The following is a 17,644-nucleotide window of genomic DNA, read 5'->3' as shown; positions in this document are numbered from 1 at the left end:
GCGCCCCGCTGCCTGGCCGGTGTACCCTGCAAATCGTTACCGTAACGTAAACAACCGGCCCGTTTCCGGCGAAACGTCTCCGCTTGTATGCCGGGCGGCGTCCTGTCACGCTTTGTGGATGACAGACGCAGAGATCCGACACCGCCTGATGGACCGGCTGGCAGAGCTGGATGCTGAGGATGCGGCATCGGCGGGCGCGCGCGCCGTCGTGGACCTCGACCAGACGTCCACCGGCCGCCTGTCCCGCATGGATGCGCTCCAGCATCAGGCGATGGCACAGGCACAGGCGCGCCGCCGGGCGGCGGAGCGCAGCCGTATCCGGGCGGCCCTGCGTCGCCTGGAGGAGGGTGAGTACGGCTATTGCACGGACTGCGGGGAGCCGATCGCACCCGCCCGACTGGCGCTCGATCCCGCGATCGCCCGCTGCGCCGACTGCACCCGCGGCGCATGACTTGCCGTAGCGGCAGGCGGCGCTACCTCCGCCAAAACCGGAGATGCAGATGACTCTTTTCGTCCTTTTCGTTGCGACCAGCGTGATCTTTCTCGCGCTCGATGCCGCCATGCTGAGCACGATCATGCACCCGCTTTTCCAACGCCACCTCGGCGAGAGCCTGCTGGACGGGCTTCGCCTCGTCCCGGCGGCGTTGTTCTACCTGCTCTACATGGGCGGTGTGCTGCATTTCGCGTCGCTGCCGGCGCTCCGCTCGGACGCCCCGACGGAGGCACTGATCAATGGCGTGTTGCTGGGGCTGTTCGCGTACGGGACCTATGAACTCACCAGCTACGCCGTGATGCGGGACTGGCACTGGTCCATGGCTGCGGTGGACATGACCTGGGGCGCCGTGCTGACCGGGGTGTCGGCGTGGGGCGGGGTGATGGTGGCGCGCGCGCTGTCCTGACGCTTGCCGCCGTGCGGTCCGCATGCCATGCGGGCGGCATATACCACGCTGGAGCCTGACTATGATCCTCTACGGACTGTCCACATGCGACACTTGCCGAAAGGCGCGGAAGGCGTTGGACGTCGCCGGGTATGACGTAACTTTCCGGGATGTCCGCGCCGAGCCTCTGACGGAAGACGAGTGGGCGCCGCTGCTGGCGGCGTTCGGCGACGGGCTGATCAACCGGCGGTCGACCACCTGGCGAGGCATGTCGGAGGAGGATCGCGCGGCGCCCGCGGCGGACCTTTTGGCGAAGCATCCGACGCTGATGAAGCGTCCGGTCTGCCGGGAGGGGGAGCGCCTGAGCCTGGGTTGGGACGCGGCGGCGCAGTCAATCTGGAAAATGTGATCGCAGAACGGCCTGCGCGGGCCACATCGTTACTTTGAGACCTAGGGTCAAACTGTTACAGTTTCCTGACGGAAACGGTGGGAGGACCGAATCCGGGTGCGCCTCGTCACCTCACCTGCACCGATTTACTTCCCAAGTCCCCGACTCGATCGGGAAACCCGGTGTCGTGCACGTCTGTTCCCCGCGGACATGCAACTGAATCGCTCGCACGGCAACTGGGGAGGTGCAGACGGGGGACGAGCGCACGAGGGGCCTTTTGACGAGCCCGCGGGCTCCATTCCGCCCCCCCCTGTTACGCGCGTTCCATGCCGGTCAGACGCAGGGCGCAGGCTCGAAGGCCAGGCGTTCGGCCTTGCGGCGGAGGACGGCCGCGACATCCGGGTTGGCCGATTCCCACGCCCGGAAGCGCGTTTCACCCTTGCGCAGACGCACCCTGCGATCCACGTCGGAGAGCGCATCGAAATTGCCGCGTTCGCTGGGGCTGAGGAACCGCTGCACCACGGCTTCCCGCTCCGGCTGGGCCATCATCGCGGCCTCCCCGGGCAGCGCGCCGGTGACGGAAAAGAACGCGATCGCCTGATAGAACGCGAGAATGGCTGTGAGATCGGGCATACCTTCGGGCCTCCTGCTCTAGTTCGAGAGGAGGCGCGACACCGAGAGCGGAAACAGCCGGTCGACCGCGCCTCCTCCCAGTGACTTTCATCGCAAGATAGCACGTGAGGGGACGGGGAAAACCGGGAAATGCCGCAATGCAGCATTGCGTTGACCGGTGGTGCGGCCACGCTATAAGGCGCGCGGCCGCGGGGGCATGAATATCGACTTACAATGCTTTGAGATCTGTGGCCGATGAGCGTCCGTCACGGCCTTCGCGCAATTCGTAGGCAATCTTCATATTGTCGGCGAGTCCGGTCATGCCAGCGCGCTCGACCGCGCTGATGTGCACGAAGACGTCCTTTCCGCCATCGTCGGGGGCAATGAAACCATAGCCCTTCGTGGTATTGAACCATTTCACGGTGCCAGTCGGCATTTCCCGCGTCTCCTTCGTCTCGTCTTCATCCGCCCGCGAAATTGCGGCGGCGTGGTCACGGGGCCGAACTTTCTCGCAGTGGCAGAGCCAGTGAGTCGTAGGTGGCATCGTCACGGTTCCGAGGGTGACTCAGTTGTGAAATAAAACAACCCTCTTTGAGTAATTGGTCCTACAAGCGCCGGTCGATGCCAATCAGGCGGTCAACCGAGAGTGGTCCTGCCCCGCGGAGCACGAGAACGAGAAGCACGAAGACCCAGAACGCCCGCTGATCGAGGATGAGGGCGCCGGAGGCCCGGTCGAACCATGCGCCGATGGCGGCGGCGTCCGCGCCGTGGCCGTAGATGTCGGTCAGGCTCTGGACGACGACGAATCCGATCATGCCGAGCGCGGCGAGGCGGGTGAACAGGCCCACGACGATCAACAGGGGCAGGAGAAATTCGGCCCAGGTGCCGGCGAGGACCACCAGTGTCTTGATGAAGGAAAACTGGCTGGGATCGTAGAGAACGGCCTCCGCCTTTTGCGGGAAGATCTGCGCGTAGGCGCCGGGCGATGGGGTGAAGATGCCGAAGATGCCGCTGCCGACCTTGGTCAGCGCGGAGCCCCAGAAGTAGACGAGCAGCACCCCTGCAAAGGTGATGCGGGCGAGCGCCGGGATTGCCCAGGGCGCGACGGCTGCCTCGATGGCTCCGAAGGCGCGGTTGTGGAGATGGATTGCGGAATGAAACACCGCGGGCGCTCTGCGGTCCGATTCGTTTGCCGTGACTGTCATGGAATCACTCCTTTCGGATCGAGGTGATGGCCCCGCCTGCGAGCAGCGCGCCGAGGGTTTGTGCAAGGTCGAACCCGTCATCGACGCGGGCAGCGGCGTCCACCGCGTCGCCAAGGGGGCGCCCGGAGGCGAGGGTGGCGACGAACCGGCCCCCGGCGGGGGAGAGGCGCGTAAGCTCAGGATCGAACGCCGGCCGGGTGATCAGGGCTGTTTCCGCGGCCATGGCGGGTTTGGGGGCGTCCGCCATGTTGAAGCGCCAGATCGACACGATGGGCCAGTCCGACGCGACGAGGCGGACCGCTGGCGCCAGGCTAAGGCGGGCCATGGGCAGGTGCTGCGGGTCGAGCGCTTGCAGGGCGGCCGGGTCGATCGGCGTGGCGTCGGCGGCGTGGTAGGCCTGCCGCATCGCCAGTTCCAGGCGGGCGACGTCCGGCAGGTAGCCGAGGTTTTGCACCGGCGCGAAGGTCGTCAGGAAGTCGGGCAGGGCCGCTCCGTAGAGGGCGATCAGCGGCGACCCAGGGGGATGCCGGCGAACGAAATGCCCCGCCAGGATGTTGAAATTGTTCTCGCCCAACAGCTTGCGGATCACCGGGAAGGCGTCGGCCAGAGCGCGGGACAGGCTGACGACGACGTTGTTGCGGTAGACGTCGAACCGCTTGCCAGCCGTGCGTCCGGCCGGGTCCACGAGGCCGTCCGGAGTGGCGAGGGCGGGGTCGAGGATCGCCGCGCGGAATGTCGACTGGTCGACGTTCATCACGCGGCATCCACGGGAACGGCGGACAGGACCGCATCGGACCGCGCGGCTTCGGCGGCCAGAACCGGCCAGGGGGGGACGTCGGTGTCCCACTCGATCAGCGTCGGCCGGGGGCCCATCCGGGCGATGGTTTCGGCGTAGAGCGTCCAGACCGGATCGACCACCGGGCTGTCGTGGCTGTCGATCAGCAGCGGCGCGCCGTGGTCGTCGGCTTGTTCGTCATGGCCACCCAGGTGGACCTCCCCCACGCGATCCAGCGGGAAGGCGGCGATATAGGCGCGCGGGTCGGTCTGCTGGTTGGTGGCGGAGACGAAGACGTTGTTGATGTCCAGCAGCAGGCCACAGCCGGTGCGGCGGGCCACTTCCCGAAGAAAGTCGGTCTCTTTCATCTCGCTTTCGGCGAAGGCGAGGTAGGTCGACGGGTTCTCCAGCAGCATCTGCCGCCCGAGCGCCTCCTGCACTTGGTCGATGTGGGAGGCGACGCGGGCGAGCGTCGCTTCGGTGTAGGGGAGCGGCAGCAGGTCGTTCAGGAAGGCGGACTCGTGGGTGGACCAGGCGAGATGCTCGGAAAAGCGCGCGGGCTGGAGCCATCCGATCAGGTGGGCGAGCCGGGCGAGATGGTCGCGGTCCAGCGGGGCTTCGCCGCCGATGGACAGCCCGACGCCATGGACGGAGATCGGAAAGCGCTCCGCCAGATGGCGCAGTTGCGCGATCGGGCGGCCACCGTCGCCCATGTAATTCTCGGCGTGCACCTCGAGCCAGCGCACGGGGCCTGCGTCCTCCATGATGTCTGAAAAGTGCTGCGGTTTGTAGCCGACCCCCGGGGCCGGCGGCATGGCGGGGTGGACGGAGGTGTCGAGCATTGGTGTCTCCCGGGCTGGAGGGGAGTGCCCGGCAGATATTCCGCCGGGCACGGGGGTGGATCAGGCGGGCAGATCCCGCTCCAGCGGCTCCAGCGAGCCCATGCGGCCGTCGGGCAGTTCCATGCTCTCGCAGGTTCCGGCATCCACGAGGTCCCAGGCGTTGCCCTGGTAGTCGACCGTCGACGTGCCGGCGCAGGTGGTTCCCGGCCCGGCAGCGCAGTCGTTCTGGCCGGCGAGCGCGACGCCGTAGCATTTCTCCATGCCGGACATCTGCTCCGGGGTCACCTTTTCCTGAGCGGAGGCGATGTTGGCGTGGGCGGACACGGCAGCGGCAACGGCACCAATGACGGCGAGGGTCTTGAACTGATTGGACATGAAATTCCCTTTCCCTGTTCTCATGTTCGGTATGCGCCGCCTCTCGCGGAGCATGCATCGAGGGTAGGCGGTGGGGAAAATGAACTGCCACTCACAGGGGCGTGCTACACGGACCTGTCAGGGTTTGAAATATTCGCGCCGTCCGGGGAGATTTTCGGCAGGAAATGCAAAGCGGGCTCGGATTGTGCGACATTATTCGTCTGCGGCGCCCGGTCTCCTGGCGGGATTCGTGCCAAATCAGCCGGTTAGGTAGGGGCGCCGACGGGCGCGCGCAACAATGCCGCGCCGCCCCGGTGGGGGGGGGGCGGGTTTCGATCCGCGTGACGGCCGCTTTCGGCGTCGCGCGGGGTCAGATTGTAACAATGCGACAGTGACTGGTGCTGCCACGCCCGTACGGTCACGGGCGTGGCATGCGTGTTACGGCGCCGCGGCGGGGGCGAAGCCGTCTCGGGCGGTCACTCTGGGGCCAGATCGGGCGGGAGCGCCTCTCGTGCGAGCTCCTCGACGATCTGGTCGAGCGGCACGGTCTGGGTCTGTTTCTCGCCAAGCCGGCGCACAGTGACGGTGCCGTCCTGCACCTCGCGCTGGCCGACGGCGAGAATGACCGGCACCTTGCCGACGGAGTGTTCGCGCACCTTGTAGTTGATCTTCTCGTTGCGGATGTCCGCCTCGGCCCGCAGTCCGGCGTGCTGGAGCTTCTGCACGGCCTCCAGAACGAAGGCGTCCGCGTCCGACACGATGGAGGCCACCACCACTTGGCGCGGCGCGAGCCACATGGGCATCCGGCCGGCGTAGTTCTCGATCAGGATGCCGATGAAGCGCTCGAAGGAGCCGAGGATCGCGCGGTGGAGCATGACGGGGCGGTGCTTCTCCCCATCCTGGCCGATGTAGGTCGCGTCCAGCCGCTCCGGCAGGTTGAAATCCGCCTGGAAGGTGCCGCACTGCCATTCCCGCCCGATGGCGTCCGTCAACTTGAAGTCGAGCTTGGGGCCGTAGAAGGCGCCCTCGCCGGGGTCGATCTCGAAGTCGTTGCGGATGTTCAGGATCGCCTTTTCCAGCGCCGCCTCGGCCTTGTCCCAGACCTCGTCGGAGCCCACACGCACCTCGGGGCGGGTGCTGAGCTTGATGTCGAATTTCGCGAAGCCGCTGTCGCGGTAGATATCGCTCAGCAGCGAGATGAAGCTCGCGCATTCCTGCTCGATCTGGTCCTCGGTGCAGAAGATATGCGCATCGTCCTGGGTAAAGCCGCGCACCCGCATCAGTCCGTGCAGAGCGCCGTGCGCCTCGTAGCGGTGGCAGGAGCCGAATTCGGCCAGCCTGAGCGGCAGGTCGCGGTAGGACTTGATGCCTTGATTGAACACCTGCACGTGGCAGGGGCAGTTCATCGGCTTGAGCGCGTTTATCCGCTTCTCGTTGGCATGTTCCTCGTCGATCTCGGTGATGAACATGTTCTCGCGGTACTTGTCCCAGTGGCCGGAGGCCTCCCAGAGCTTGCGGTCCACCACTTGCGGCGTCTTGATCTCCTTGTAGCCGGCCTTGGAGAGCTTGCGGCGCATGTAGTCTTCCAGCTCGCGATAGATCGTCCAGCCGTTGGGGTGCCAGAAGACCATGCCCGGCGCTTCCTCCTGGAAGTGGAACAGTTCCATCTCCCGGCCGAGCCGGCGGTGGTCGCGCTTCTCGGCTTCCTCGAGGAAGGTCAGGTAATTCTTGAGCTGCTGGCGGTTCTGGAAGGCCACGCCATAGATTCGCTGCAGCATCGGGCGGTTGGAATCCCCGCGCCAGTAGGCGCCGGCCACCTTCATCAGCTTGAAGGCGTCGGCGGGCACCTGGCCGGTGTGCTGCAGGTGCGGGCCGCGGCAGAGATCCTGCCAGTGGCCGTGCCAGTACATGCGAATCGGCTGGTCACCCGGAATGGCCTCGATCAGCTCCACCTTGTAGGGCTCGTTGTTGGCCTCGTAGTACTTCACCGCCCGCTCGCGGTCCCAGACCTCGGTGGTCACCGGATCGCGGCGGTTGATGATCTCCTTCATCTTGGCCTCGATCTGGCCGAGGTCCTCCGGCGTGAAGGGCTCGGCGCGATCGAAGTCGTAGTACCAGCCGTTCTCGATCACCGGGCCGATGGTGACCTTCACCTCGGGCCAGATCTCCTGAACGGCGCGGGCCATGATGTGGGCGAGGTCGTGACGGATCAGCTCCAGCGACGGGTCCAGGTCCTTCATCGTGTTGATGGCGATCTCGGCGTCCGACTCGATGGGCCAGGCGAGGTCCCAATGGGCGCCGTCGACGGTGGCGGAAATCGCCTTCTTGGCCAGAGAGGGGGAGATGGAGGCGGCCACGTCGGCCGGTGTCGTGCCAGCCGGGAAGGCGCGGCTCGCGCCGTCGGGGAATGTGAGGGAAATCTGGGAAAGGTCGTCGGCCATGTCGGCTCTCCTCGTCGGTTTGGCGCCCACGGAACGCCCGGTTGCAGGATATATGTGCGCAGGTTGCATCGCGCCGCGCGCCGGCGAAGTCAATGCCAGCCCGGAGCGGGGCGCGATTTTTCGGCCGAAAAAATGTGGTGCCTTGGCTGGCTCAGGTCCGAAAGAACGCTCGGCGCGCGTCCTGTTCCATGCCGAGCCGCATCTGCACCTCCGCCATGCGCGCCATCAGGGCCTTCTTCGCTACCGGATCGGATTCGGCGGCGTATTGCTCGCGCAGCGCCTGAAGCTCTTTCTTCAGGGAAATCTCGCGCGGCAGGGCACCTGCCTCGGCCATGATGCGATGGCCGACGGCGGTGCCGGTATCCACCAGACCCGCGTCGGGCCGGTCGGGCAACGGCTTTCCCGCGCCGGAGAGGTTCGACAAGCTGCCGTCGGCTTCGGCCTTGCGCAGCCGGCTTTCCGCGATCCTGTCCCAACGCTGCATTCCCGGCCCTCCTCGGCCCTCCGATGTCACCGAAAGCCTAGCCCTTGGGCGGCGGCTTGGGAAGATCAGGCGATCTCGGCCAGCCGGTCCAGCGCCTCGCGCAGGCGGTCCGCTTCCGAGGTGCGGGCGGCGAGGTTCTCGCGGACCTCCTCCACCACCTCTTCGGGGGCGCTTTCGACGAATTTCGGGTTGCCGAGCCGTTTGTCCAGTCCGCCGATTTCCTTGTCCAGCTTGGCGATGGATTTCTCCAGCCGCGCCTTTTCCTCGCCCACGTCGATGATGTCGGCCACCGGCAGCCCGAAGGTCGCCCCCGGCACGGGCACCGTGATGCAGCCCTTCGGCATCTCGTCGAACTGCTGCAAGGAGGCAATGCGGGCGATGCGGGTGATGAGGGCCTCGTTGTTGGCCCAGGCGGCTTCGGCGGCGACATCCATGCCGGTGTGGACCATCGGCACCTGCAGGCCCGCCGGCACCCGCACCTGCGCGCGGGCGGAGCGGACGCCGTCGATCAGGGTGATGACCCAGTTCATTTCGGCGTCGGCCTCGCCGTCCACCAGCTCGGCGGCGGTGTAGGTCGGCCAGTCGGTGTGGACCAGCATCTTGGTGCCGCAGCCGAGGGTCTGCCACAGCTCCTCGGTCACAAAGGGCATGATCGGGTGGAGCATGACAAAGCTCTGCTCCAGCACCCACCGCATGGTGGCGCGGGTTTCGGCCTTTGCGGCCTCGTCGTCACCCTGCAGCAGCGGCTTGGCGAATTCGACGTACCAGTCGCAGACCTTGCCCCAGACGAAGGCGTAGAGCGCGTTGGCGGCGTCGTTGAAGAGGTAGCCCTCCAGCGCGGTATCCACGGCCTCCCGCACCTTGGCCGTTTCGCCGATGATCCAGCGGTTGACGGTGGCTTGCGGGTTCGACGCGGGGTCGATGGGGGCGACGGAGGGATCGAAGACGCCGTTCATCTCCGCGAAGCGGGCGGCGTTCCAGATCTTGGTGCCGAAGTTCCGGTAGCCGGCGATGCGCTGCATGTCGAGCTTCAGAACGCCGCCGAGGCTCGCCATCGCGGCATTGGTGAAGCGCAGCGCGTCGGCGCCGTACTCGTCTATGATCTCTAGCGGATCGACCACATTGCCGGTCGACTTCGACATCTTCTTGCCCTTGGCGTCGCGGACGAGCCCGTGCAGGTAGACGGTGTGGAACGGGATCTCGTCCACCACCGCGAGCTGCATCATCATCATCCTTGCGACCCAGAAGAACAGGATGTCCTGCCCGGTGACGAGGACGGAGGTGGGGAAGTATTTCTCGAGTTCTTCCGTCTGCTCGGGCCAGCCCAGCGTACCGATGGGCCAGAGACCGGAGGAGAACCAGGTGTCGAGGACGTCGGGGTCTTGCCAGATGGGATAGACCAGATGCGTGGGGTCCTGGCTGACGTTGTACTCGGCCAGGCTCGCGGCCAGCCGATCCTGCGCTTCCGCACGGTCGGCCACAACGACGATCTGCGAGGCGTGCAGCGGTGTGGGCAGTTGCGCGAGATCGTCGCGGAACTTGGCGGCCACGCCGTCGGCATCGGCGGCGCAATGGTAGGTCGGTTGGGCGTGGTTGAACGCGCCCTCTTCCAGCAAGCGGAAGATCTCGACCTCGTCGAGCGCGTTGTCGCCCTCGTCATCGCGGAAGCCGGTGGGCCAGATATCGAGGCCGTACCACACCGGCACCTGATGGCCCCACCAGAGCTGGCGGGAGATGCACCAGGGCTCGATGTTTTCCAGCCAGTGATAATAGGTCTTCTCGCCGCTCTCGGGCAGAATGGTCACCCGGCCGTCGCGGACGGCCTCCAGCGCCGGGCTGACGATCTTTTCGGCGTCGACGAACCACTGGTCGGTCAGCATCGGCTCGATGACGACCTTGGAGCGGTCGCCGAAGGGCTGCATGATCGGCTTCGACTCAACCAGCGGGACCGTTTCGGTGATGTCTTCGCCGGTCTCCTTGTCCGTGCGGGTGACGGTGTGGGTCACGGCCAGCCCCTCGCCGGTGATCTGGGCCACGACGCGCTCCCGGGCCTCGAACCGGTCGAGGCCGCGCAGGTCGTCCGGGACGAGGTTCAGGGTGTCGACTTCGGTTTCGGTGAAGTCAGCCCCGCGCGCGATCTCCTGCGCGCGGACGGCGGCCTCGGCATACGTGGCGCCGTCGTCGCGCATGTGGCCGCGGGTGTCCATAAGCCGGTACATCGGGATGTGGTTGCGGGAAGCGACGCCGTAGTCGTTGAAGTCGTGCGCGCCGGTGATCTTCACCGCGCCGGAGCCGAAGGTCGGGTCCGGGTAGTCGTCGGTGATGATCGGGATCAGGCGGCGGTGTTCCGTCGGCCCGACCGGGATCTCGCAGAGCTTGCCGACGATCGGAGCGTAGCGCTCGTCGGAGGGGTGGACCGCGACCGCGCCGTCGCCAAGCATGGTTTCGGGCCGCGTGGTGGCGATGGAGATGTAGTCGCGCTCCTCCTCGAAGACGACGTTGCCGTCCTCGTCCTTCTCCACGTAGGTATAGGTCGCGCCGCCCGCGAGCGGGTACTTGAAGTGCCACATGTGGCCCGCGACCTCGATGTTCTCGACCTCCAGATCGGAGATCGCGGTCTCGAAGTGCGGGTCCCAGTTGACCAGCCGCTTGCCGCGGTAGATCAGGCCCTTTTGGTACATGTCGACGAAGACCTTGATGACGGCGTCATGGAAATTTCCGTCCTCGCCCTCCGGCGCGCCGGGTGCGCCGGACATGGTGAAGGCCTCCCGGTCCCAGTCGCAGGAGGCACCGAGGCGCCGCAGCTGGCCCTTGATGTTGTCGCGTGAGCGCACCTTCTGCTCCCAGACGCGGGCGATGAAGGCCTCGCGCCCCATCTCGCGCCGGGTGATGTTGCCTTCCTTCGCCAGTTCCCGCTCCACGACCATCTGGGTGGCAATGCCGGCGTGGTCCGTGCCGGGCTGCCAGAGCGTGTCGAAGCCGCGCATCCGGTGCCAGCGGACGAGGATGTCCTGCAGAGTGTTGTTGAAGGCGTGGCCCATATGGAGGGAGCCGGTCACGTTGGGCGGCGGGATCATCACGCAGAAGGGTTCGTCGCGGCTGGCGTTGGCACCGGCGCGGAAGGCGCCTGCCTCTTCCCAGGCGGCATAGAGGCGGGGTTCGGCCTCGGCGGCGTCGAAGGTCTTTTCCATCGGCATGTGTCTTGTCCTCGGATGGGTCGGAGACCCTCTAGCGAATGCGCGCGGCGAGGGGAAGGCCGACAACCAAATTGCGCGCCCTGTCGGGCGCGCGCCGTTTATGCGGCTGTGGCGGCGCGACGCGGTGGGCGGACGGGGAGTGTGTGGCGGGAGGGGCTCGGAGCCCACCCAAGCGGATGCCGCTTCGGGTCCGTTCTCGCCCGAGCCTTGCCTGACGGCCCGGCGCCCGCCGCTCAAGGGAAATGGCGGTTTCCACGGGCAGGCCCGCGGAGCCTCCGCAATTTCCCTTGCCCGTCGTGCGCCGGCCCGTCGGTTTCGTCTCAGGCGAGGACGGCTCCGAAGCGGATCAGTCGCCGTAGCCCGTCATCTCCAGGTAGCCGCGGCCGGGGTGGCTGCCGGTGACGCGCACGGGCCCCTCCCAGTAGGGGAAGGACGTCGCCATCCATGCCTGCGGGTTGATCGCCTCCAGGCGCACGTCGAGGTCGCGCCCCGGCATCTCCACTTGCCAGACGGTCGGCACCGTGGCGGCGCTGGTCTCGGTCTCCTCCAGCGGGGTGAGGGTCAGCGCGCCGTTGCCATATGGGGTCGGCGTGCCGTCCGGGTCGATCCAGGTGGCGGAGGTGAAGGGAGCGCCTTCGCGATCGCGCAGGCGGAAGCCCATGAGCTTGGCGCCGCCGTCGAAGTGGAGCGAGATCCAGTCCCAGCCGTCCTGGGTCTCCGACAGCGGCTGGGAAGACCATTCGCGGTCGAGCCAGCCGTGGCCCGTGACCTCCACGTCGCCGTCGGGCAGGGAAAGGTGCCCGGCGATCTCGTAGAACGGTTGGGAATAGTAATAGCTGGCCTGTCCCTGGGGCGACTTGACGGAATAGCCGGCGTCGCCATGCGGGACGAGCGGGCCGGTGGCGGTGAGGGTGAGGTCGTAGGAGAAATCGGGGCCGCTGGCGGTGAGGCTCAGGGCATCGAATTCGTCTGCACCGTCGCCGGTGGCGGCCATGCGCCAGTCGTCGATCCAGGCCTCGAAGGGCGCGGCCAAGACCCCAGCCTGGCCGATGCCGCCGCGGGCGAGGCGCTCGGCGCTGAAGTGGGCGTCGGGGGTGGTCAGGCCGGCGTGGCCCATCCAGATCTGCGGGCTTTGCCAGCCCTCGGTGGGTGTGCCGGTTTCGGGGGCGACGGCGGAGCGGAAGAGCGTCCACTGGATGCCGTAGTCGCGCCCGTCCGAGGCGGACAGGTTGGCGGTGAGGTACCACCATTCGATGCGGAAATCCGGATGGGCGCCGTGGTCCTTCGGGAACGAAAGGTCGGTGCCTAGCGACGGGCGGCTGAACCCCTCGGCGTCCGTCCCGAGGCCGGCGAAGCCTTGCGAGACGGCTGGACCCGCGAGCATGGGCAGGAGCGAGAATAGCGCTACGGCTGAGGACTTAGCGTTCATCGGCGAACACCTTGAGGAATTGCGATGGGGCGGTGCTGGCCAGCTTTCGCGTGGGCAGGGCGGCGGCGATGGCGGCGGCCACCAGCGACAGGCCCAGCAGGGCGGCCCACTGGAGCGGGAAGACGAACATCGGGAGGCGCCAGCCGAAGGCCTCCACGTTCACGACCGCCAGCAGGCACCACGCGAGCAGCAGGCCCACCGGGAGGGCCACGACGAAGGTGAGCGCCGCGAGGGCGAGGGTACGCAGGATCTCCAGCCGGGCCAGGCGGCGGCGGGTCAGGCCGAGCGCCCAGATCGGCGCGAGTTGCGGCAGGCGCATGGTGGAGAGCGTGAGCAACGCGGTCAGGATCGCGAAGCCCGCGACGGAGAGGGTCAGCACGTTGAGGGCGCCGGTCACGGTAAAGGTCCGCTCGAAGATCTGAAGCGAGGTGGCCTTGAGCCGGCCATGGTCGATCAGGTTCGCCTCTGGCAGGCCGTAGTCCTCCACCAGCGCGCGGCGCAGGGTCGTCGGGTCCGACGTGAGAATGCCGTAGCGGAGCTTGGAGACGTCCGGGTGGCGATCCAACAGCGCCGGCAACCCGACGACGGCCTGGCCGATGGGGTTGCCGTAGTCGGAATAGACGCCGGCCACCGGCATCTCCCAGCCGCCGCCGAGGGACAGCGTGTCGCCCGGCGACAGGTCCTCCCGGCGGGCGAGCTGCTCGTTGACGAGCGCGCCGCGGTTCTCGTAGACGGCGGGCCACGTGTCCGGCGTGGCGTTCAGAAGGGGCCAGAGATCGCGATAGACCCTGTGATCGACGATGCCGTAGACCTCTCCCGGGGCGCCTTGGAGCGGGGTGTCGACCTTCCAGATGGGCAGGACGGCGTCGCTGCGGGGGGCGAGCCAGGCCCGGAGGGCACGGGCGTCCTCCTCGCTGCGGGCGGTGACGTAGAGGTCGGACACCAGGCGCTGGTCAAGCCAGCCGGTGAAGGTGAGCCGGAAGGAGGAGACCATGGTGGAGACGCCGATGTTGGTCGCAAGCGCCAGCATCAGGGACATGAGCGCCAGCGACAGGCCGGGAAGCTGCTGCCGGGTATCCGCCCAGAACCATTGTGCGAGCGGCCCCCGGGCGAGCCGCGCGCCCAGGCCGAGAGCGGCGGCCAGCAGGCGGGGTAGGATCAGTGCGGCGCCGAGCAGCAGGCCGCCCAGCAGGGCGAAACCGGCGATCAGCCCGTCGGCCAGCAAGGCCACGGCCACACCGGCGGCCACCAGCGCGGCCCCGGCGAGCGCCTGCCGGCGCAATGCGCGGGCGGACACCGTGGCCCAAGCGCGTGGCTGGGCGGAGGCGAGCAGCGGCATGCGCCGGACGGTCTCGAGCCCATGGGCGGCGGCGATAAGCGCGCCGAGTTGCGCGATGCCGAGCCCGGCCAGCGCCCAGAGCGGGTCGAAGGCGAGCACGCCGCGGACCTGGGCGCCATAGAGGCCCCGAAGGGTCGCGGCGACATCGGGCAGGAGCGCGCCGGCAATCAGGTAGCCGAGCCCGATGCCGATGCCACCTGCAAGCAGCGCCAGCAGCATGACCTCCCCCAGCAACAGGCCGAGCAGGGTTCGCGCGGGCAAGCCCAGGGCGCGCAGGGTTCGGAACATCGGGCGGCGTTGCTCGAACGCCAGCCCGATGGCGCCGTGCACGATGAAGAGGCCGACCGCGAAGGACAGCAGGCCAAAGGCCGTCAGGTTGAGGTGAAAGCTGTCCGTCAACCGGGCGATGTCGCCCTGGTCCTGCGGCGGGACTTCGGTGAGGCCGGGGGCGAGGGTTTCGAGCGGCGGCCTGTTGGCGGGCTGGTCGGGCAGGATCAGCAGGCGGTCGATGGTGCCTGCCTTCCCGAGCAGCGCGTCGGCGGTGCCGACGTCGGTGAACATGCGCCCGGGTGGGATGGCGGGGTCGGTAATGAGTCGTGGCAGGTCTGCGATGCCAGCGAGGTCGTCCGCCGTCTCCGGCGCGACGAAACCGAGGCCCGGCGGGCGGAGGACGTCGAGCGGCGCGGCGCCCGTCTCCGATCCCAGGCCGACGGGCAACAGGCCGTCGGGGGCCGTCAGTGGCTCTACGCCGACCACATTCAGCCGGATCTCGCCGCGCAGAACCCGCCCCTCCACGACCGGGGTGACGGTCCATCCGCCCCGGCGAAGCGCGGCATAGGTGGCGATGGGGATCGGGCCGGCGGGGTCGGTCAGACTGGCGTAACCGCTGATGCCGAGGGTCGCGGCGGCGCTGTCGTAGCTGCGGCGCGCCTCGCCGTTGATCGCCTGCACGGCAGACCAGAGGGCAGTGGCCAGCGCCAGCCCGGCGAGCAGGGTGAAGAGCTGGAGCGGCTGGCGCCGCCAGTGGGACAGCAGGGCCGCCAGGGCTGCCCGCCTCACGACAGGCGCCCGCCACTGAGATGCACCCGTCGGCCCAAGCGGCCGGCAAGGTGCTCGGAATGGGTGACCAGCAGCAGGCTCGCCCCGGTTTCTGCCACGAGCTCGAGGATCAGGCCGAGCACGGTTGCGGCCGTCGACTCGTCGAGGTTGCCCGTGGGCTCGTCGGCCAACACGACGCTCGGACGAACGGCCAGCGCACGGCCGACGGCAACGCGCTGCTGCTGGCCGCCGGAGAGCTGTTCGGGATAGCGGTCGAGCAGGTCTGCGAGGCCAAGCCGCTTGGCGAGGGTGGCGGACCACGCCGGGTCATGGCGGCCGGCGAGTCGTGCCTGGAAGTCGAGGTTGCCGGAAACCGTGAGTGAGGGGATCAGGTTGAATTGCTGGAAGACGAGGCCGATCCGGTCCCGCCGCACGGCCGCGCGGCCCGCGTCGTCGAGTGACGTGATTTCTGTGCCGTCGAGGTGGATGCTGCCGGCGTCCGGCGTGTCCAGCGTGGCCAGAAGGTGCAGAAGCGTGCTCTTTCCGCTGCCGGATTCGCCGGTGAGGGCCAGGGTTTCACCGGGGGCCAGCGCGAGGGAGACATCCGTCAGGACGGGCAACCGACCGTCGCCGGTTGTGTAGGTCTTTGTCAGCCCGGTCGCCTCGATCCGCATATCCGCCTCGTCGTCATGCCCCGCCGAGACCTAGCGCCCGAGCGGGGGCAGGGAAAGGGGCGCGGGGGCGTTTCGACCGACAAGGGCGGGGGGCTCCCGCCTGCGGCGCCGCGCGCTGCCGCGCTTGCCCGCAGTTGGGCCAGGCAGGCCTTCGGCCTGCGGGTGCGACGGGCGGCGGGTGCTGGACCTTTGAGGTGGGGCCGGGCCCCTTCCGTTCGGCCGTTTCGTCAGGCGCGGGTGCCGGAGAAGCGCTCCGCCCAGCTTTCCCGCTCCTCGTCGCTGATCTTCGCGAACAGCGTCTGGGGCACGGTGAACGCCTTGCCCGGGGGCAGCACGGTGAGTGCGTCCGCCATCGACTCCGGCCACTCCGTCCGCTCGGTCTGCATCGCTTCCAGAAGGGTCGAGGTCGCGGTGGGAATGAAGGGCGCGGAGATCACCGCGTAGACGCGGATCAGGTTGAGCGCGAGCCGGATATCGGCCGCCGCGCGGTCCGGATCGGTCTTGAAGCTGGACCAGGGGGCCGCGGACTGGAGGAATTCGTTGCCGGCCACCCACATGGCGCGCAGTTCTGCCGCCGCCTTGCGGACTTCGATGGCGTCCATGTGCCCGACATAGGCCGCAAGCCGCGCGTCGAGGTCGGCGATCAGGCGCGCGCCCTCCTCGGTTATCGCACCGCCCTCCGGCACCTCCGTGCCGAATTTGGAGCGGCAGAACTTGGTGACGCGGCTCACGAAATTACCGAGCACGTCGGCGAGGTCCTTGTTCACGCCGGTCTGGAACTTCTCCCACGTGAATTCGCTGTCGGAGGTCTCCGGCGCGTTGGAGAGCAGCCACCAGCGCCAGTAGTCCGCGGGCAGGAGGTCCAGCGCGTCGTCCTGGAACACGCCGCGCCCCTGGCTGGTGGAGAACTGGCCGCCGTCGTAGTTGAGGTAGTTGAACGACTTGATGTAGTCGACCAGCTTCCACGGATCGCGGCTGCCAATCAGGGTGGAGGGGAAGGAGAGCGTGTGGAATGGCACGTTGTCCTTGCCCATGAACTGGACGTAGCGCACATCCTCCGCGCCCGCGTCGGTCCGCCACCAGCGCCACCAGTCCTCCTCGTCCTTGCCCTGCGCTTCGGCCCATTCGGCGGCGCAGGCGATGTATTCGATCGGCGCGTCGAACCAGACATAGAAGACCTTGCCCTCCATGCCGGGCCAGTCGTCGTTGCCGCGTTTCACCGGGATGCCCCAGTTCAGGTCGCGGGTGATGCCCCGGTCCTGCAGGCCGTCGCCGTCGTGCAGCCATTTCTTGGCGATGGAGGTCGTCAGGATTGGCCAGTCCGACTTGCTGTCGATCCAGGCGTCCAGCTCGTCCTTCAGGGCCGACTGCCGCAGGTAGAGGTGCTTGGTTTCGCGGATTTCCAGCTCCGTCGAGCCGGAGATCGCGGAGCGCGGTTCGAGCAGGTCCGTCGGGTCGAGCTGCTTGGTGCAGTTCTCGCATTGATCGCCCCGGGCCTTGTCGTACCCGCAGTTGGGGCAGGTGCCTTCGATGTAGCGGTCTGGCAGGAAGCGGCCGTCGGCGGGGGAGTACACCATTTTTTCCGACACTTCGGAGATGAACCCGTTCTCCGCCAGACGACCCGCGAAATACTGTGTCAGGCGGTGGTTCTGCGGGCTGGAGGACCGGCCGAAGTAGTCGAAGGAGAGTTTGAACCCGGCGGCCAGTTTGGCCTGGGTCCGGTGCATCTGCGTGCAATAGGCATCCACAGGCATGTCCGCCTTGGTCGCCGCGAGTTCGGCCGGGGTGCCGTGCTCGTCGGTGGCGCACAGGAACAGCACTTCGTGGCCGCGGCCCCGGCAGTAGCGGGCGTAGAGGTCGGCCGGCAACTGGCTGCCCACCAGGTTGCCCAGGTGCTTGATGCCGTTGATGTAGGGTAGGGCCGAGGTGATGAGAATGCGCGACATGCGGCACGGACTCCGTCTGTTTCGCGGCTGCGTTTAGCCCAT

16 protein-coding genes are annotated in these 17,644 nt (G+C 67.7%); 3 read left to right on the top strand and 13 right to left on the bottom strand.

Annotated features, from left to right (window positions below; translation table 11 throughout):
* Positions 1 to 118: 118 nt before the first annotated feature.
* The 3 genes from BM075_RS07125 (at position 119) to BM075_RS07115 (ending at position 1,287) form a co-directional block, all read left to right on the top strand.
* Positions 119 to 451, top strand: a complete 333-nt coding sequence (locus BM075_RS07125) for a TraR/DksA family transcriptional regulator (RefSeq protein ID WP_093359938.1) — start codon at positions 119 to 121, stop codon at positions 449 to 451.
* 49 nt (positions 452 to 500) lie between these two features.
* Positions 501 to 899 carry a DUF2177 family protein gene (locus tag BM075_RS07120; RefSeq protein ID WP_093359937.1) on the top strand — a complete coding sequence of 133 codons (399 nt, stop codon included), beginning with the start codon at positions 501 to 503 and terminating at the stop codon, positions 897 to 899.
* A gap of 61 nt (positions 900 to 960) precedes the next feature.
* Entirely contained in the window at positions 961 to 1,287 is a 327-nt protein-coding gene (locus tag BM075_RS07115; protein ID WP_093359936.1) for an arsenate reductase family protein, read from the top strand.
* 312 nt (positions 1,288 to 1,599) lie between these two features.
* Here BM075_RS07115 and BM075_RS07110 read toward each other — a convergent pair whose 3' ends face one another.
* The 13 genes from BM075_RS07110 to metG form a co-directional block, all read right to left on the bottom strand.
* Entirely contained in the window at positions 1,600 to 1,899 is a 300-nt protein-coding gene (locus tag BM075_RS07110; protein WP_093359935.1) for a hypothetical protein, read from the bottom strand.
* Between the two features lie 208 nt (positions 1,900 to 2,107).
* Positions 2,108 to 2,314 carry a cold-shock protein gene (locus BM075_RS07105; protein ID WP_093359934.1) on the bottom strand — a complete coding sequence of 69 codons (207 nt, stop codon included), beginning with the start codon at positions 2,312 to 2,314 and terminating at the stop codon, positions 2,108 to 2,110.
* A gap of 169 nt (positions 2,315 to 2,483) precedes the next feature.
* Positions 2,484 to 3,083 carry a DoxX family protein gene (locus BM075_RS07100; RefSeq protein ID WP_093359933.1) on the bottom strand — a complete coding sequence of 200 codons (600 nt, stop codon included), beginning with the start codon at positions 3,081 to 3,083 and terminating at the stop codon, positions 2,484 to 2,486.
* Positions 3,084 to 3,087: 4 nt separating this feature from the next.
* Positions 3,088 to 3,837, bottom strand: coding sequence for an HvfC/BufC N-terminal domain-containing protein (locus tag BM075_RS07095; protein ID WP_093359932.1), 750 nt, complete (start codon positions 3,835 to 3,837; stop codon positions 3,088 to 3,090).
* Positions 3,837 to 4,700 carry an MNIO family bufferin maturase gene (gene bufB / locus BM075_RS07090; protein ID WP_093359931.1) on the bottom strand — a complete coding sequence of 288 codons (864 nt, stop codon included), beginning with the start codon at positions 4,698 to 4,700 and terminating at the stop codon, positions 3,837 to 3,839. Before bufB ends, BM075_RS07095 begins: the two co-directional genes overlap by 1 nt.
* A gap of 60 nt (positions 4,701 to 4,760) precedes the next feature.
* The gene (locus BM075_RS07085) at positions 4,761 to 5,075 is read right to left on the bottom strand and encodes a BufA1 family periplasmic bufferin-type metallophore (RefSeq protein WP_093359930.1); all 315 of its coding nucleotides are present in this window, start codon (positions 5,073 to 5,075) and stop codon (positions 4,761 to 4,763) included.
* Positions 5,076 to 5,530: 455 nt separating this feature from the next.
* Entirely contained in the window at positions 5,531 to 7,495 is a 1,965-nt protein-coding gene (gene thrS, locus BM075_RS07080; protein ID WP_093359929.1) for a threonine--tRNA ligase, read from the bottom strand.
* A 151-nt stretch (positions 7,496 to 7,646) separates the two neighbouring features.
* The gene (locus tag BM075_RS07075) at positions 7,647 to 7,979 is read right to left on the bottom strand and encodes a DnaJ family domain-containing protein (RefSeq protein ID WP_093359928.1); all 333 of its coding nucleotides are present in this window, start codon (positions 7,977 to 7,979) and stop codon (positions 7,647 to 7,649) included.
* A gap of 65 nt (positions 7,980 to 8,044) precedes the next feature.
* On the bottom strand, positions 8,045 to 11,176 hold the full coding sequence (locus BM075_RS07070) for a valine--tRNA ligase (protein WP_093359927.1): 3,132 nt from the start codon (positions 11,174 to 11,176) through the stop codon (positions 8,045 to 8,047).
* Between the two features lie 346 nt (positions 11,177 to 11,522).
* Positions 11,523 to 12,605, bottom strand: a complete 1,083-nt coding sequence (locus BM075_RS07065; protein WP_093359926.1) for a lipocalin-like domain-containing protein — start codon at positions 12,603 to 12,605, stop codon at positions 11,523 to 11,525.
* On the bottom strand, positions 12,595 to 15,003 hold the full coding sequence (locus tag BM075_RS07060) for an ABC transporter permease (protein WP_093359925.1): 2,409 nt from the start codon (positions 15,001 to 15,003) through the stop codon (positions 12,595 to 12,597). The genes BM075_RS07065 and BM075_RS07060 overlap by 11 nt, the downstream gene beginning before the upstream one ends.
* A complete protein-coding gene (locus tag BM075_RS07055; protein ID WP_093359924.1) occupies positions 15,000 to 15,656 on the bottom strand; it encodes an ABC transporter ATP-binding protein in 657 nt (218 codons plus the stop codon). The genes BM075_RS07060 and BM075_RS07055 overlap by 4 nt, the downstream gene beginning before the upstream one ends.
* Before the next feature lie 227 nt (positions 15,657 to 15,883).
* Positions 15,884 to 17,602, bottom strand: a complete 1,719-nt coding sequence (metG, locus tag BM075_RS07050; protein ID WP_093359923.1) for a methionine--tRNA ligase — start codon at positions 17,600 to 17,602, stop codon at positions 15,884 to 15,886.
* Positions 17,603 to 17,644: the final 42 nt, after the last annotated feature.

This window comes from Tropicimonas isoalkanivorans (assembly GCF_900112335.1).
Taxonomy (GTDB): domain Bacteria; phylum Pseudomonadota; class Alphaproteobacteria; order Rhodobacterales; family Rhodobacteraceae; genus Tropicimonas; species Tropicimonas isoalkanivorans.
The sequence above is the reverse complement of the archived record's forward strand: the minus strand, read 5'-3'. Positions and strand labels throughout refer to the sequence as shown.